The 14,511-nt window shown below is 70.6% G+C and carries 9 protein-coding genes and 1 CRISPR repeat array (1 of these 10 only partly in view); of the genes, 2 read left to right on the top strand and 7 right to left on the bottom strand.

Translation table 11 applies throughout. The features are described 5' to 3' along the window. Positions 1 to 3: 3 nt before the first annotated feature. Genes HV826_RS19840 through HV826_RS19825 form a run of 4 tightly spaced genes read right to left on the bottom strand, consistent with a single transcriptional unit; the run spans position 4 to position 6,426 of the window. Complete coding sequence (locus HV826_RS19840; RefSeq protein ID WP_176418598.1) at positions 4 to 2,955, bottom strand: bpX6 domain-containing protein; 2,952 nt, start codon at positions 2,953 to 2,955, stop codon at positions 4 to 6. After that, the gene (locus HV826_RS19835; RefSeq protein ID WP_176418597.1) at positions 2,952 to 4,778 is read right to left on the bottom strand and encodes a hypothetical protein; all 1,827 of its coding nucleotides are present in this window, start codon (positions 4,776 to 4,778) and stop codon (positions 2,952 to 2,954) included. Before HV826_RS19835 ends, HV826_RS19840 begins: the two co-directional genes overlap by 4 nt. Next, positions 4,775 to 5,248: a hypothetical protein gene (locus tag HV826_RS19830; RefSeq protein ID WP_176418596.1), complete on the bottom strand. Its 474-nt coding sequence runs from the start codon at positions 5,246 to 5,248 to the stop codon at positions 4,775 to 4,777. The genes HV826_RS19835 and HV826_RS19830 overlap by 4 nt, the downstream gene beginning before the upstream one ends. After that, positions 5,245 to 6,426, bottom strand: a complete 1,182-nt coding sequence (locus tag HV826_RS19825) for an AAA family ATPase (protein ID WP_176418595.1) — start codon at positions 6,424 to 6,426, stop codon at positions 5,245 to 5,247. Before HV826_RS19825 ends, HV826_RS19830 begins: the two co-directional genes overlap by 4 nt. 150 nt (positions 6,427 to 6,576) lie before the next feature. Here HV826_RS19825 and HV826_RS19820 point away from each other — a divergent pair, with 150 nt between their 5' ends. Together HV826_RS19820 and HV826_RS19815 are read left to right on the top strand one after the other, a co-directional pair. After that, positions 6,577 to 7,170 (top strand): hypothetical protein, encoded by a 594-nt coding sequence (locus HV826_RS19820; protein ID WP_176409958.1) that lies wholly within the window; start codon positions 6,577 to 6,579, stop codon positions 7,168 to 7,170. Between the two features lie 37 nt (positions 7,171 to 7,207). Further along, positions 7,208 to 7,924: a YqiA/YcfP family alpha/beta fold hydrolase gene (locus tag HV826_RS19815; RefSeq protein ID WP_176418594.1), complete on the top strand. Its 717-nt coding sequence runs from the start codon at positions 7,208 to 7,210 to the stop codon at positions 7,922 to 7,924. Here the strand turns inward: HV826_RS19815 and HV826_RS37305 are convergent. The 3 genes from HV826_RS37305 to HV826_RS19800 all read right to left on the bottom strand — a co-directional run bounded on the left by HV826_RS37305 (position 7,906) and on the right by HV826_RS19800 (position 12,578). Beyond that, on the bottom strand, positions 7,906 to 8,850 hold the full coding sequence (locus tag HV826_RS37305) for a hypothetical protein (RefSeq protein ID WP_255217304.1): 945 nt from the start codon (positions 8,848 to 8,850) through the stop codon (positions 7,906 to 7,908). The two genes, HV826_RS19815 and HV826_RS37305, sit on opposite strands and share 19 nt — an antisense overlap. Before the next feature lie 210 nt (positions 8,851 to 9,060). After that, positions 9,061 to 10,395, bottom strand: a complete 1,335-nt coding sequence (locus tag HV826_RS19805; protein ID WP_176418593.1) for a hypothetical protein — start codon at positions 10,393 to 10,395, stop codon at positions 9,061 to 9,063. Beyond that, entirely contained in the window at positions 10,392 to 12,578 is a 2,187-nt protein-coding gene (locus tag HV826_RS19800) for a hypothetical protein (RefSeq protein WP_176418592.1), read from the bottom strand. The genes HV826_RS19805 and HV826_RS19800 overlap by 4 nt, the downstream gene beginning before the upstream one ends. 319 nt (positions 12,579 to 12,897) lie before the next feature. After that, positions 12,898 to 14,511: direct repeats of the CRISPR family, unit length 37 nt; unit sequence GTTTCAACCCACGCTCCCCGCGTTCACGGGGAGCGAC (it continues 2,912 nt past the right edge of the window).

Raw genomic sequence — 14,511 nt, 5'->3', positions numbered from 1 at the left:
GGCTCAAGGCACTGGCAGGTGCCGGACCTCACCGCTCTCCAAATCCAACCATACACCCCCGCCCCCCTCGCCGAACACCAGCAACACGCTGTCGGTGAGCCTCACCCTTGGCCGGTCCTTCCCTTCGAAGGCCAACACTGCGCGGAGGAACCCCCGCCTGTCTGTCAATTGAAGCTGCCACTCCTTGCTCAAAGCCAGCAACTCCAGCCACCACTCTTGAGAGATGAAGATGGCCTTGAGCGGCTCGCTGTCGTGCGTCTTCGGGACCCGGTTGCGAAGCGCCACGGGCGGCAACCACGCCGGAGCGAAGGCCACCGGGTTCACTTTGCCTGTCAGCGCCTCGGGGGGAGAGGGCACCTCCGTGCCCAGCACGATGACCTCGCCATCCGGCACCACGGACTCGCTGACGAGCACGCAGTTCGGACCCGACACCTCTGGAGGCAGCTCCGACCGCTCGCGCAGCGTGGGCCCGTCCGCGAGCGTATACGCCCACCGCTCCTGGTTGCCGACAATGAAGCTCAGGTGCGTGGCATCCGCTGCAATGGCAGACACCTCCCTGGCGAGGTCCGGAACCCGCCAGAGCGCGCGGCAGTCAGCGGCGAGCGCATCCAGCATCATCACCGTGGTGCCAGAGGCCACGAACCAGACATTGCCGTCGTAGCTGGGGGACCAGGCCGTCAACGTCATGTCACGCCAGGGGCTGCACCTGCGCGTCACCAGGTCCAGCCGGGACAGGCGCCAGACCTCGCCCCGCCGCGCGAGCGCCAGGACCCGGTCACCATGAATGGAAGGCACCAGGTGGAAGGCCGGCACGTCGAAGTGCGCCACCGTCCGGCCATCGGCGCGAACCAGGCGCGCCCCCGCCTCGCCCAGCGCGTACAGCAGCCGCCCGTCTGGCAGCACCACCGCGTCATGCAGCGTGAAGGTCCCCGCCTCGGAGGCCCGCACGGTGGCGTCGATGCGCGGCCGTGAATGGGTATCGCGCCACGCGGGGTGGAGACAGTCCGCCAACGCCGGCAGGTCCGCGCGCAGGGTGCCGTCGGGCGCGTCGCCCAGCAAGCGCTTGATGAGGCTCAGGTCCGAGGTGAAGCGGGCATTGCCCGCCGCCCGGTCCCGAAGCAACGCGCGCAGCGTGGGAACCACCAGCGCGGTGCGGTTGGCGGAGGGAGGCTCTTCCACGAGCGCCAGCCCAAAGACGAAGCGCTCGGACGCGCGGCCCGGCGTGTCGTCGTCGAGCAGCTCGCGCACCCGCGCACCCGCCGCCGTCAGCCCATCCGCGAACGCCGTGGCCCACATCGCCAGCAGCCGCGCGCCCGTCGCGCCGCCGCTCGCCACGCCTCGCTCCAGCCACTCGCGCGCCGGGGCACGATTCTCCGCCACCGGCCACACCACCTGCACGGCGCGCGCGAAGTCGCCGGCCTCGGCGAGCGTCTCCGCCCACAGCAGCCGGAGCGCACGCGCCTCTGGTGGATTCGAACGCTCCAGCCGCGCCACCGCGTCCCCGAAGGCGCCGCTGCGCCGGGCGATGGCGACGGCGCGCGCCACGTCTCGGGCCAGGAACCACTGGCGCACCACGAGCCCTGGAGCCAGCTTGCGCCCCTCGGCCAGCTCCGCCGCCAGCTTGAGGCGGCCATGCCGCTCCAGGAAGGACACGGCCTCCTCGACGGCGCCGAGCAGCTCCGCCAGGACGAACGCGGCCTCGTCGATGCGTCCCTCGCGCTCGAAGCGGCGGAAGGCGTCGCGGTAGCGCTGCTGGAGCGCCGAGTAGAGCCCGGCCCCGCCCGCGAACACGGACCCCGCGGCCCCCCGCGCCTCCGTCTGGAGGGTGAGGTGCTCACGCGGGCTCGGCAGGCCCAAGGCCTCGCGCGCGTCTTCACTCAGCTCCTTGCCCAGGGGGATGGCGTGCCGCAGGGCCTCGTCGAGGTCGCCCTCCTCGAACATGCCGACGAGGCGGCGCACGTACTCCGCCTTCCGCTGCCGCGCCCACTCGCCGAGCAGGGTGTTGTTCATCATCCAGTCGGACAGCCTGCTCCAGGGACGCGGGCCCGGGGGGAGCGCGGGCGTGCGCGGTGGTGACGCTTCACGCGGAGGCCCCCGGAACATCGAGGCCAGTCGCGCCCCCCATCCGGACGAAGGGGGCCCCTGCCGCGGCCCGCGAGGCCCAGCCCCAGAGAACGCCGCTCCGAGCCGCGCCAGCCATCCTGGCCGGCCACGGCCGGACTCGCCACCTCCGCGCGCTGACGCGCCCTGATGGGAGAACTTCGCGCGCAGCCGCGCCAGCCATCCCTGGCGAACGAGCGCGTCACCACCGGCGCCACGTGCCGCCGTCCCGTCGGGGAAGAGCTTCTCACGCAGCCGCGCCCACCATCCCGGACGGCGCGCCTCAGCGGCGGCGGGAGCGCGGCGCCCCTCCATCCGCGCGAGCAGCTCCCGGGCTTCTACTGACGGCTCGGGCACGCCGGGACCGAAGCGCTCGCGAGACGGCGGCGGCACGGGCTCCAGCACCGGCACGGGGGGCGGCGGCGCGCCCAGCGTTCGCGGGGATCGGAGCTCCCATTCGGATACATCGAGCCAGGCGGACACCTCCACCCGCGGCATCGCGCCGGCGGAGAACACCTGGGCCCGTCCGCCGAGCACCAGCACCACCGCGCCTTCCTGGAGGCTCGGGTGTCGGCGCTCCGAAGGAGACAAGGGCGCCGAGGAGAGGAGGCCGTCCTCGCGCGTGAGCGGCAACCCCGGCGCGGCTTCACACGCCACCGCGCGTGGCGCGGACAACTCCACAAGATATCCACCCGCCACGGCGTGAACGGACAGGCCGGGCGCCCACACCGCCAGAATCCGGCGGCGCGCCTCCGCCTCACCGAGCAGGGCCGGGTCGAGCCAGAAAGCCGAGGCCCGGACCGTGCCCCGGTGCACCTGCTGCCGGGGCCGCAGCCCTGCACGCGCCGCGCTCATCCCTCGCCTCCTGTCTGGAGACGACACAGCACCGCGCCTTGCTCCAGGTGGTACAGCACCAGCTCGCCCTCCGCCGTCAGCCACGCGAGCACGGGCACCGCATGGCTGGCCTCCGCGTGGACCACGTTGGCGGCCGCCACCGTCAACTTGGATTGGTGCCGCGGCCCCACGCTCCAGAAGGTCCGCAGGTCCGGGTCGAGCGCCAACAACCCGGCCTCCCCTCGCGCCTGCTGACAGGTTCCGACGCCCACGGCGCGGAAGCCCGGACGCAGCGTCACGAAGGGCTCCGTGCTCTGGTGATGCAAGCGCCACACGCCGGGGCTCTTGTTCACCGCGAGCAACCCAGCATCCGGATGGCCTGGGTGAGGTGACGCGCCGAACCAGACAGTGCCGCCCCTCGAGTCCTCCAGTGGCACCTGGCGCACCTCCTTCGCGCTCACGATGCCCAGCCGCACGCCGCTCCCAGCCCCTTCCGCTCCGTCACGCGTCACGACGATGCTGGCGCCCTTCACGTGCGCGGCGGCGATGACCCGCCGTGCCACCTGGGTGGAGTCCACGAGGCGAGAGTCGGAGTCCTCCTCGAAGCAATAGAGCGTGTCGTCCAGGCCGGACAGGAGCACGCATTCCCGCTGGGAGGCATCAAGATAGGTCGTCAGCCGGCCGGGTGGCTGTCCCAGCGCGGGAACAGGTGGGTGCGCCTGCGTATCGCGCAGCGTCCAGGGAAGCGCCGCGGGCCCGCGCCCGTGGCTCCTGGCCTGATGTTGCAGCCGTCCCCGGAAGGCATAGGCGCCCCCCTTCCGCGTCAGCACGAGCAGCCCTCCCTGGCGCCGCCACCCCGCGCCCAGGAAGGTCTCATCACTCCGAGGATTCATCCGCTGGGGCCGCGCGATAGTGGCGCGAGGGGAGTTGGGCAGCGCCATGGCGCCGACGCCGCCCCCTTCATGGAAGAGCATCAGCCGGCGGCCATCCGAGGAGAAGGAGAACCCCGACACCCGCGCGTGCTGGACGGTCCTCACGGGCGCGGCGACGCGCGCGCGGAACGGGTCCCTCAACAGGCGCACGCTGTCCTCCGGCGACGGCAGGTCGAGCAGTACGGAGCGCGGCGCGCGCGCGGCGGGACGCACCTCCACCGCGAGCTGGCGCACCTCGGGCGCCAGGACTTCGGAGACCTCGATGCGCGAGAGCGCCTCCGCCCCCTCGATCCGGGACAGGCGGGCAGCCCCCACGAGCCAGACGTCCGCCGTCCGCCCGTCGAGCTCGAGTCCTTCGCGCCAGGCCGCGAGCCGCTCAGCCGAGGGCGGCGCGGTGTCACGCGCGCTCAACCAGGCGCCCAGCGTGGCGGGCGTCACCTCCGTGAACCCGCCACGCTTCGGGTCTGCCTGAAGCACACCCCACGCGAACGTGGCCCCCGCGGCCTCCGCCCTGCGCGCCATGACGATGAGCAACGCGAGGTGCGCGATGCGCGGAGCGCCGAGCTGGTCCGGTCCCGCGTCGAGCAACACCACCGTGCGCCGCGCACGCCGGGGCTGGCGGAACGAGGGCTTGAGATAGGACAGCTCTCCGAAGGCGGCGCGGCGCACCAGCTCGTCGGGGGCCTCCAGGGCCCACAGCCACTCACTCACCAGCAGCCGGTCGAAGGAGCCTCTCCGCGACAGGCCGTCATACCCGTGGGGCTCGCCGCCCATCAGCTCCGAGGGCGCCCGGAGCGGCCCCAGCGCCGCGGACAACCGGGCGACCAGTGGGCCCAGGTTCAGCGCCACGTCCAACGGGAACGTCGCGAGGATTGACGCCCAGGGGCGCAGCGCATGGGGCAGCTCGCTCACGGCGTGTGCCCCGTCGTCGCCGTGTCCAGCCAGGCCTGAAGTGTGACACGGGACACGGGCCGCGCCGCCTCCATGCTGACAAGGCACATGGACGCGGGCAGCACCGCCCACTTCGCTCCGCCCCCGCGCGCATGCGCCACGAGCGCACGCTCCAGCAGCGGCGCCGCCACGGCTGGCGCCAGCGCACAGGGAAGCAACAGCGAGGGCGCCGCGTCATCCCGCCCCAGGTACACGGCGCCGTCGACCCACGGCAGCGACGCCGAGGCCCCGAGGAGTACGAGGAGGCCCGGCCCCGCGACGCCTTCCCAGGTGGCGAGGCGTGCGTCGTCCTCCGCGAGCACCCGGCGCGCGAGCGCCACCGCCACGAGCCCTTCTCCCACGACCGCGAGCGGCTCCAGCGGCGCGGCGCGAGCACGCCACCGCACCGGCAGGCGCGCGGCGTCTTCGCCGCGCGGCTCCAGGGCGCTCACACCGCCACCTCCGTCTCGGACGACACGGGCCCTGAAGCACCGGCGGCGAGCACCCCCGCCACCTCCGCGCGCAGCACCTTCAAGTCCTCTGGAAGCGACTCGGGAGCGAAGCCCGCGTCCATCTCCCGCGCCACGCCCTCCAGCTTGAGCCGCCACGCGGCGAGCGCCTCGCCATGGCCCTCCACGGGCCGCTCCGCCAGCAGCGCCTGCCCCGCGGAGGCGATGCGCCGCGCCCGCGCCAGGGGACCCGCGCTGGCCTCCAGCGCCGCCGCCGACAGGGCCGGGTTCTCCGTCCCGGCGAGCACGTCCCGCAGCACGTCCCGCGCGAGCGCCTGGGCCTCCTTCGTCGGCACGGCATACACGAGCGGCCACAGGTCCGCGGTCCCCGGCGTGCGCCGGCCCGCGAGCGCCGCGGCGGCGGCGATGAGCTTCTGCACCTTCACCGCGCGGCGGTCGGACAGGGCCACGCCCGCGGCGCGCAGCGTGCGCAGCGCATGGGCCAGGTGGGGGCGCACCCCGGAGAGGTCCGCCTCACGCGCGGCCTGGGCGACGACGTCCAGGGACTCCAGCGAGGTGACGTGCGCGTCCGCGTCCCCCCACAGCGAAGCGCCGCCCGCGAGCAGCTCCTCCAGCCGCGGGTCCGGCACGGGCTCGACGAAGATGCGCGCGAGGAACCGGTCCGCGAAGGCGGCCAGCGACTCGTCCTCCGGCAAGGCATTGGCGGCGCCCACGCAGACGCGCAGGGGGCAGCGCATGCGGGTGTGGCCGCGCCGGAAGGTGCGCTCGTTGAGCAGGCCCAGCAGCGTGTTCAGGATGGCGGTGGAGCCGAGGAACACCTCGTCGAGGAAGGCGACCTCGGCCTCGGGCAGCATGCCCTGGGTCTCCGTCTCGACGAGTCCCTCGCGCAGCTTGCGCAGGTCCACGGGGCCGAAGAGCTCGGAGGGCTCGGTGAAGCGGCCCAGGAGGTACTCGAAGTAGGAGCCGCCCAGGACGCGAGCGGTGCGCCGCACGGCCTCGCTCTTCGCGGTGCCCGGCGGACCGATGACGAGCAGGTGCTCCCCCGCCACGGCGGAGAGCGCGACGAGCTCCACCATCGCCTCGCGTTCAACCAGGCCCCGGCCCGCACTGGAGAGCGCGTCACGAACGGCGGAGGCGGCGGCGTCGAAGGTGCTGGACATGGAGCACCACCCTAACCGCCGGACTTGCCGTCTGAAAGCGCATGCAGGTCCCCTCCCCGCCCTCCCTCCGACAGGGCGGAAGTAGCTGAACTGTCCGAGGGGCGGCACTCGGAGTCCCCCACGGCGACCTCCAGGCATAGACTGCAACGCATGAGAAAGCAGTCGATGTGGGTGGCGGTGGTGGGCGTGCTGTGTGTGGGAACGGACGCGGTGGCGGCAGGCTGGAATGGCTATGCATCGCTGGGCGCCGGCATCACCCTGGACCATCTGAGCGACTTCCGCACGAGGGGCCCGGCGCTGCACGGCTACCTGGGCCTGGAGACCCCACCTGGGCTGTCGGTGGGTTTGCTGGCGGAGATCTCCGAGACGTGGGGCCAGCAGTTCCCGGACGCGATGCGGTCGGGACAGTTGGAGCGCGCGCAGCTCGACTACCGGGCGGTGGGCATCGAGGCGCGGCTGCGCTTCTTCCAGGACAAGCCCATCACCCCGTGGGTGGGCGCGCGGCTGTCGAAGAGCTGGGGGAGCACCTTCACGCCGGACGACGTGGGCACGTGGCTGCGGACGAACATCGACACCACGAGCATGGCCTTCCGGGTGGGCGTGGACGGCTGGTTCAGCGACCGCTGGGGCGTGTCCGTCTCCACGGGCTTCCAGTTCTGCGACGTGAAGCTGACGTCCAGCGCGCTCAACCAATGCGCCAAGCTCATGCAGTCGGTGATTGCCGGGCCGGTGTTGCGCATCTGAAGCCAGCGCCGCGCGCGCCCGTTAGAGTGGGCCCGTCATGAGCGCTTCGACGACAGCTTCCTCCGCCGTGGGTCCTCGTTGGCTGTACCTGCACGGCTTCGCCTCGGGTCCGGATTCGAAGAAGGGTGTGGCCGTGGCCCGGCACTACGCGGACCAGGGCATCCCGGTGGAGCGGCTGAACCTCCGCGTCCCCTCCCTGGAGCAGCTCCGCCTGAGCGCCATGCTGGACACGGTGCTGGCCGCCATGGGCGGGCCCGAGGAGCGCGTGGTGCTCATCGGCTCCAGCCTGGGAGGTCTCACGGCGGCCCGGGTGGCGGAGCAGGACGCCCGCGTGTGTGCGCTGGTGCTGCTGGCGCCCGCCTTCCGCTTCGTCCCGCAGCTGCGCCGGAGGATGGGGGACGCGGCGTGGCGGCATTGGCAGACGTCTGGCTGGATTGAGACGGACGACTTCGTCACGCAGCAGAAGGCGCGCATCCATTCGGGCTTCATCGCGGACGCGGAGGCCGTGGATGCCCGCACGGAGGGCTGGCCCGACGTGCGCGTGCCGACGCTCATCATCCACGGCCGCCAGGATGACACCTGTGACGTCCGCAACTCGCGCCAGTGGGCGGAGGGCAAGCGCCACGTCCGGCTGGTGGAGGTGGAGGACGGCCACGAGCTCACCGCGTCACTGCCGCGGATTCTGGAGGAGACGGAGGTGTTCCTCCAGCCGTGGGGCGCCCGGGGGCCGCGCGCTCACAGTTCGAGGCCGTAGGCGGTGGCCACCTGCTTCATGAAGCGGAGCATGAAGGGCGGGGTGTCGTTGCCCAACGTCAGGCGCGTGCGTCGGCCGTTCACGGTGAACTCGAGCGTCGTCTCCTGCCCGTCATGTGCGGGGGGAGGCGGTGCGCTTCGGCCCTCCTTGAGTTCGCTCAGTCGGCTCGCCGCGATGAGCAGCGTCGTGAGCCGATGGGCGTCGTCCGCGTTCACCTCGGAGAGGAGCGGGCCGTTGCGCTTGAAGCGGCCATCCGCGAAGACCTCGAGCCAGAAGCTCCGCGTGTTGGGCATGCCGGGCGTCTTCTGAAGCCTGAGCACGAGCGCGTCCTTGGAGAACCGCTGCTGGCGCCGCTCCGGATGCTCCAACTGCGAGAAACCTTCGCTCAGCCGCGGCGCGAGCAGCGGCGAGTATTGGAGGAAATCGCTGAACGTGCCTTCGACCACGTCGGCGCACGCCCCCCGCTGCCAGCCGCCGAGGCCCTCGATGCGGTAGAAGACCTCATCGACGTACCACTGTCCCTCGGGGTTCCAGATGACGACGAGGCGCCTGGCCTGTGACGTCGGCTCGACGCGTGTGGAGAAGTACTGCCGGTCGTCTTTGGGGGTGCGGAGCAGCCCCTCGAGGTCTCTGGGCAGCAGCTTCTGGAGCGTGCTCCCGCGAATGGACTGCGCCTTGAAGTATGCGCCCAGCGTCGTCGCGGGCTTCTGCTCGCCGAAGTACGGGAGGAAGCCGAGCTCGGCGGACAGTGGCTCGAAGCCCTCGGGCGGGATGAGCTCGCACCGTTCGACGAAGGGCCGGTAGTCCTCGCGCCCCATGCCGTAGCGCTTCCCGTCCGAGCCGACGTGGACGTCGTTCCCCGCGTTGGGGTCGCCGCGGTTGACCTGATGGTAGAGCTCGAAGCGCCAGGTGTGAGCCGATGTCATGGGAGCACCTTTCTTGGGAGTCACGGGCCGAGTGTCTCCGGGCGCCGCGCCGAGGAGGGGACACGCCAGGAGGATGACGACGGCGAGACGGTGAAGTCGCGACATGACTCGCAGTGAACCATGTCGGGAAATCATGGGGATAGGGCTTATTGAAGCGGGAGCCGCGCACCTCCGGCGTTGAGGGGTGTCGCCCGGTTGAACGCCCACGGCTCAGGAACGGTACCGCTCCGCCTCATGGAAGAACTGGGCGAGCGAGTAGTCCAGCAGCGACTGGCGGGACTGCAGGTACCGGCGGGCGCGCAGGAATGGCAGCCAGACGCGCCTTCCGACACGCACCTGCGACTCCTCCAGCTTCCGTCGCGGAACCCACGCTCCGCCCAGCCGTCGAACGAGCATGCCGCCCAGGTACGCCCCCAGGGCTGGAGCGGTGTGCTCGTCGATGAGGTCCCGCGTGTACCGCTCGGGGAAGTTCTCCCTCCAGAAGTAGAAGTCCAGGTCCGTGAGCGACGCTGGCGTCTCGTTCATGATGGAGGGCACCTGGGCGTGCAGCGCCGCCACGAGTTGCTCGGACAGATCGCCGTAGTCACGACGGATGCGTTCGACATTCTCGACGTCCGGAGGAAGGGCGGCCGGGAGCCACTCCTCCGGCGCTGGCGGTCGGAAGGCGTTGAGCTCGGCGATTCTCGCCTGCCGTTCGCTGATGGCGAACGTGTCCGGCAGCCGTGAGAGGAGCGGCGCCAGGTCCGGGTGGAAACGAGGCTCCACCGGAGCGAGCGCGGCGCTGCGCTCCCTCAGCGTGCGCAGCACCGTGTCGAAGTCGAGGTCTGGCCGCAGGTGGACCTGGGCGCGGGCCTGGGCCACCCGCGCTTCGTCGCTCGCGAAGTCCGCGGCGGTGGGCCACAGCACCAGGAGGACGGAGCCGTTGGGAAGTTCCTCCACGAGGTGCGCTGGAGTTGAGAGCATCCGCTCGCGGCCTACGGCCTCGACCAGCTTTGGACCGAAGACGTTGAGCCAGCACACCTCGTAGACCTTGTCGAAGCCATCCCTCCGGGATACCTCGGCTTCGCGGCCGAAATGGGGGAAGCCCGCCAACTCGCGGTCAGCCATGCTATGTGCTGCGGCATGGGAAACCGGATAGTGAGTCGCCCAGACCCGGACCATCTCGACGAGCCCTGGACAGTCTCTTCCGTTCGAAAAGTGAGTGAGCGGTTGTACGTCGAGCCAGATGTTGAGCTCCGAAGGATGGGGCGGCAGCCAGAGTTCCAGCGTCAACTCCACAGCAGGCAACGCTGCGCGGTAGAGTGCGACAGACGCACTGTCATCGTCGCGGCGCTCCTTCAGCGCCTGCCAGAAGGCAGACCGCGCATACTTTCGTTTCCGTGTTCCCTTGACGATATCGGGAGCCCAGTCTCCTGCGCACTGTTCGAGTGCATTGAGAAACGGGACGAGCTCAGCCTCCAATTCGGTTTGATCGCTGAACGTGCCATCAAGGGTGAGCAGAAGGTGATCGACTTCGCTCGTGCAGGGAGCCTTCGGGGCGCTCATTGGACCAGCACCTCCACCGTTGGCGCCTTCCTCTGCGTGCGTCTCAATGCGGTCTCCCAGACTTCCAGGTTCCTGGGCTTGAGCGTCCCTTCATAAACGAGGCGAACCCTCTGGACTCGTGCCCGCTGCCGCATCCCTTTTCGGAGGATGTTTAATTCACCACCGTAATACCGCAGTGCGCTGCTCGCGTCCGTAGTCATTTGTGCCGACAGAGAGTCCTTGTCCAACGCCGTGAGGTCCCGACTCTTGAAACTGAACGTCTCCACGCGGGGCGTCGGGCCAGCATCGGTCCCTGCCTCGATGACGAGCACGTCCGCGAAGCGCAGGTCCGCCTTCGCCACGCCCACATGCGTCTCGATGCGGGGTCGGTCGAAGTCCCGGAGCCACCGCCGCTGCGCCCGTGGGAGCGCCGCGTCCACCTCCAGAATGGCGACCATCTTCTTCTCGAAGGCCAGCCCCCGGGCGTACTTGGCGCGCACAAGCTGATATCCGGCCCACTTCAGCGGCCCCTGCTCCGCAACCCCCTGCTTGAGTTCAGCCGCCCGCGTCTCCAGGTAGGCCACGTAGTCGGCCCAGAGAGGCTCGGCCTTGAGCTCGACGGGAGCCGCCTTCCGCAGGGCCTGGCGGTGCCGCGCCAGCTCCGCCACGTCCATCGACAGGCGCGCTCCCGGGAACTCCGCCTCCCACTGCTTGAACTTCGCCTCCGCCACCTCCGCGGGGAGTCCGGCTGACTCGGGTGGCACGGAGGGCCTGCTGCCACTGCTTCTCCCTGCGCCCCCGCCGGTGGATGCGGCGCTCGGAGGTTCGCGATACCGCACCGCCAATGTGGCCTGCGCTTGAGCCACGTTGCCGCGCGCCTCGTGCAGCGCCAGTGCACCGGCCTCACCCCACTCCGCCACCAGAATGGCCGCGTCCCGGCGCTGCTGGAGGTGCCGGGCCAACTCCCCCACGGCGCTCTCCCCAAGTCGCGCCTCCAGCCGCTCCAGCACGGCCTTCAGCGCTTCCACGCGGGGCACCACCGCCTGGAGCCGCGCACCCTCCTGCCTGGAGAGGCCGACTTCACGGAAGGCGCGTGCGCCCTTCCCTCCCGCGTACAGGCCCACCATGAGGGTCGCGGGCGCCAACTGCCGCGTGGCCTCCTCGTACTCACCCCTGGCGAGGGAGGCTCCGCCCTGCGCCGTCCCCGCCGCCAGGAGGTAGAAGCCCAGCGGCACGCCGAAGGTGAGGGAGTCAAAGGACGCCAGGGCCACGTTGCCCGGCGCGAAGGCCCCCAGGTACTGCGCCTTCTCTACGTCCTGATACGCGGCCCGGTAGGGAGGAGGAAGCCGCGGGGGCAGCGCGGACGCGTCCACGCTCCGGCTCCCGCCGATGAGGGGTATGGAGGTTGCGACGTCGTCCGCGGCCCGTCCCAGCCCGCGCGCGATGTCGCCCGCGCGGAAGTCCCGCTCCGGGAAGTCAGCGAGGGCCATGCCCCGTTGCTTCAGCTCCTCGCTCACCACCTCCATGGCCCCCAGCGCGCGCGTCAGCAGCTTGTCCTTGGCCAGCAGGCGCAGCAGTTGTCGCACCTCGTCGTCGTGGGTGGTGTGGAGGACGAAGAGGGCGAGGACTTCCGCCTTGGCCAGGCCGTGCCTCTCCACGGCGGTGGAGAGGAAGGCCGCGCGCTTCTGCAGCAGGACGAGGGCCGCTTCGGCCTCCATGGGGCCCAGGGCGCCCAGCCGGACGGCATTCCAGTCCGAAAGGCCCTCCACCAGCCGGGGCATGTCCGCCCGGCGCTGCAAGGCCAGGAAGGCCGCTGGCGTGGGGCATTCGAGGAAGGGCGCCAGCACCTCCTCCCCCGAGTCCAGGTGCGGCCAGCCGGAAGGCACCTCCCCGCACGCGCCCACCACGCGCAGGGGCGTCGTCTCGCCTCCGCCGGGGATCGAGGGGGACGACATGACTCGGCGGCGGTGCAGGAGCGGCCCGGCGTCGGCCACCTCGTCGTCGGAGAAGTCCTCGGGCCCGTCGTCCTCGGGGAGACTCACGACGGCACCGCGCCCAGGGGCCGCCATGGGCGTCGGGCCCGCTCCGGCAGCCAGGGTGCCTCCAGGGCCGGCCCGAGAAGGCAGCGAGGCACAGCCCGACATGAGAAGCGACAGGGCCAGCACCAGGCAGGCGCCACCGCGAAGCAGACGCTCAGCGCGCATTATCCAGCCCCAGTCCCACGGCCGCGAAGGCCCCTCCTGGGAGGGGAACAGCAGCAACAGGGCGACGGCCCAGTGCCAACGGGTGAACATCAACGCCTCCTGTGAAAGGCCACGGTATAGCCAAGAGGACAGAGTTTTCCCGTTCGGTCCGACAAGGTGCTGGACCGAAGGACGCATTGCACCGAATGACTGCGGATGTGCGGCTCAACATGGCAGAGGTCCCCTGGTTGAACGCCCGCCAACCAAAGCGCAATGAGCAGCGGAGAGCTCGTCAGGAGCGACACGCCGTCGTCGGTGAAACCCCGGCGCACCTCGTGGTTTCCCACCCCGCGTTCCCCGCGTTCACGAGGAGCGACATCGCTCAGCAACGCCTCCACTCCGACACCGAGTTTCAAGCCACGCTCCCTGCGTTCACGAGAAGCGACCGGCCACCTGGCCAAGCACCGTCTTCGCGCTAATGTTTCAACCCACGCTCCTCGCGTTCACGGGGAGCGACCTCCAGCGTCAGCGTCTTGCCGCTCGCGTCGGTGTTTCAACCCACGCTCCCCGCGTTCACGAGGAGCGACTTGAGCGCCTCCGCCAACTCGCGCCCGAACTCAAGGTTTCAACCCACGCTCCCCGCGTTCACGAGGAGCGACCATATTCGCCGGCCAATCTCTGGCGGTGGGCCGCGTTTCAACCCACGCTCCCCGCGTTCACGAGGAGCGACGCCGCGTCGCGTGCCAGGAGCGCGTCCACCAGCGCGTTTCAACCCACGCTCCCCGCGTTCACGAGGAGCGACACCCTGGACCGGCAGTCAACGGAGAGCGGCCAGGTTTCAACCCACGCTCCCCGCGTTCACGAGGAGCGACGTCAGTCAGGGACATTGACGATTCGCTCCATGGTGTTTCAACCCACGCTCCCCGCGTTCACGAGGAGCGACCACGTCAGCGAAAAACTCCGGCCTCCAGTGCAGTTTCAACCCACGCTCCCCGCGTTCACGAGGAGCGACTGGGACTTGGCGCAGGAGATGGGCGGCGCCACGGTTTCAACCCACGCTCCCCGCGTTCACGAGGAGCGACTGCAGGTGTAGAGGCTCGGTGCGAACGCCTTCGGGTTTCAACCCACGCTCCCCGCGTTCACGAGGAGCGACAGGCGCTGGAGGGCAAATGACACGCGCATACAGGTTTCAACCCACGCGCCCCGCGTTCACGAGGAGAGACCGCACACCGTGTCGTCGTCCGTCCAGCGGAGACGGTTTCAACCTACGCTCCCCGCGTTCACGAGGAGCGACTGGCCCGAACAAGTACCTCCTGGACCTGGTGTGGTTTCAACCCACGCTCCCCGCGTTCACGAGGAGCGACTCCGGCTGGAGTACACGCAGGGGCCGTCGAGTTGGCTGTTTCAACCCACGCTCCCCGCGTTCACGAGGAGCGACGCTGGAGGTTGAGAGCTACCGCGCGTGGATGAAGTTTCAACCCACGCTCCCCGCGTTCACGAGGAGCGACCGCGTGGGGCTGACCGGTGAGTAGCCCCACCGAGTTTCAACCCACGCTCCCCGCGTTCACGGGGAGCGACGTCCTCTGCGGCCGCGTGGGGCGCTACCCGTCGATGTTTCAACCCACGCTCCCCGCGTTCACGGGGAGCGACGACTACTCCTGTTGGTTAGCACTGCATCGCCCGTTTCAACCCACGCTCCCCGCGTTCACGGGGAGCGACCTGGTGTGGCTGGGCACATCCATCAGCGACCAGAAGTTTCAACCCACGCTCCCCGCGTTCACGGGGAGCGACCACGTCCCCGCCCGCGTGGGCGTGCCTCCGACGAAGTTTCAACCCACGCTCCCCGCGTTCACGGGGAGCGACCGCCCGCGCCGGCCCAGGAGCCCGCCTCCACCGCGTTTCAACCCACGCTCCCCGCGTTCACGGGGAGCGACGACCTCTTCGTCAATCTTCG

Origin of the sequence: Myxococcus sp. AM010, from assembly GCF_013372585.1 — a bacterium.
Classification (GTDB): domain Bacteria; phylum Myxococcota; class Myxococcia; order Myxococcales; family Myxococcaceae; genus Myxococcus; species Myxococcus vastator.
This window is presented reverse-complemented; position numbering and strand designations above follow the sequence as displayed.

Coding starts and splice junctions, on each gene's coding strand:
- HV826_RS19805 (WP_176418593.1), bottom strand. CDS start 10,395: ATGAGCGCCCCGAAGGCTCCCTGCACGAGCGAAGTCGATCACCTTCTG.
- HV826_RS19800 (WP_176418592.1), bottom strand. CDS start 12,578: ATGCGCGCTGAGCGTCTGCTTCGCGGTGGCGCCTGCCTGGTGCTGGCC.
- HV826_RS19815 (WP_176418594.1), top strand. CDS start 7,208: ATGAGCGCTTCGACGACAGCTTCCTCCGCCGTGGGTCCTCGTTGGCTG.
- HV826_RS19825 (WP_176418595.1), bottom strand. CDS start 6,426: ATGTCCAGCACCTTCGACGCCGCCGCCTCCGCCGTTCGTGACGCGCTC.
- HV826_RS37305 (WP_255217304.1), bottom strand. CDS start 8,850: ATGACATCGGCTCACACCTGGCGCTTCGAGCTCTACCATCAGGTCAAC.
- HV826_RS19820 (WP_176409958.1), top strand. CDS start 6,577: ATGAGAAAGCAGTCGATGTGGGTGGCGGTGGTGGGCGTGCTGTGTGTG.
- HV826_RS19840 (WP_176418598.1), bottom strand. CDS start 2,955: ATGAGCGCGGCGCGTGCAGGGCTGCGGCCCCGGCAGCAGGTGCACCGG.